Below are 1,451 nucleotides of genomic sequence, written 5' to 3'. Positions count from 1 at the left end.
CTAATGGCTACACTTTGAATAGTGCCATTGGAAAGGGGCACCCGATGGATATTATTACGAATTACTTGATGGGTCTTTTGATTGGTTCGAGTCAAAAATACCGAAAAATTTTTATATATTTTGCCCTCATTTTCAAAGGAAAAGGCTAAAGGGATATCGGCACTCTTTTGTTCTTTCATACTGGAAAAATTTACTGTTCTTCTGTCTATCCGAGGCGGAGTGCAGGTATTTAATCTCCCTATTTTAAAACCCAGTTCTTTGAGGTTCTCGGCAAGGTTAATCGAGGCAAGTTCACCTCCTCTTCCTGCTCCGTAGGTGGTTTTTCCGATATAGATTTTACCATTTAAAAAGGTACCAGTGGCTAAAATTACGGCAGGCGAAGAAAATTTTAAACCACTTTTGACTATTACTCCTTCTATTTGCTGATTATTTATTATTAATTCGGTTACCATCTCCTGTTTTAAATCTAAGTTTTCCTGGGTTTGCAGGGTATATATCATTTCTTGAGTATATAATTTTTTATCTATTTGTGCCCGTAAGGCCCACATCGCCGGACCTTTACTGGTATTTAACATTCTTATATGGATAGTAGCTTTATCAGTATTTTTAGCCATTTCTCCACCCAAGGCGTCGATTTCTCGAGCTACATGCCCTTTTCCCGGACCCCCAATAGAAGGATTGCAAGGCATTAAAGCAATATTATCTAAATTAGAAGTAACCAGAAGCGTTTTAGCGCCTATCTTGGCAGCAGCCAAAGCCGCTTCACAGCCAGCATGTCCCGCTCCTACCACAATTACATCATATTGATATTTTTTCACTTTTTAGTTCCCCTTTATCCCTAGATTATAATTTTGTTTAGCATATTCTATTATATTCTAATATTTATCGCAAGTTAATAAATTTTATGTTTTTTAAGTCAATTTAATATAAAAATTAACTATTAATTTTCCTTGCCTGAAAAATATTATTATGTTATACTTTAAACGGAGAGATGACCGAGTGGTCGAAGGTGGTTGCCTGCTAAGCAATTGAGCGGGTGTAAGCCTGCTCCGAGGGTTCGAATCCCTCTCTCTCCGCCAGTTTTACGGAAGTAATTTATAAAAAACACTACCCCAAATTTAGATTAAGATTAACTATCCTGGATTAGCTTAGAGAGAAATATAAAACTAAAAAGGATAAAGGGGGAATATCCATTGCTAGATTTTAAAATATATGACCCTCATCTCTGCCTGAATAGGTTAAGCAATGAGGGTGTTGGGTTTAATAGCTTAACAATAAAATATCTAAAATTTGCTAGAGTTTTTTAGAAAGACATTAGCAAATTTTTTATTTTTTAATTAAGATTAAAATGATATATTTTAAAAAATCTATGAGGAGGTAAAATATGGAATTATCTGATAGAGGTGATTTAAAAGCTGATAATTTAATTGTTTGGGAGAAGACTATTCGGG

The 1,451-nt window shown here is 34.9% G+C and carries 1 protein-coding gene and 1 tRNA gene; one reads left to right on the top strand and one right to left on the bottom strand.

Annotated features, from left to right (window positions below):
- Positions 1 to 818, bottom strand: an 818-nt coding sequence (locus COZ07_RS03935; protein ID WP_406607283.1) for an FAD-dependent oxidoreductase, incomplete at its 3' end; no start/stop codon positions are given.
- Positions 819 to 985: 167 nt separating this feature from the next.
- Between COZ07_RS03935 and COZ07_RS03930 the strand changes: the two genes are divergently transcribed.
- A tRNA-Ser gene (locus COZ07_RS03930) sits at positions 986 to 1,079 on the top strand.
- Positions 1,080 to 1,451 lie beyond the last annotated feature (372 nt).

Origin of the sequence: Candidatus Infernicultor aquiphilus, assembly GCF_002784285.1 — a bacterium.
Classification (GTDB): domain Bacteria; phylum Atribacterota; class Phoenicimicrobiia; order Phoenicimicrobiales; family Phoenicimicrobiaceae; genus Infernicultor; species Infernicultor aquiphilus.
This window is presented reverse-complemented; position numbering and strand designations above follow the sequence as displayed.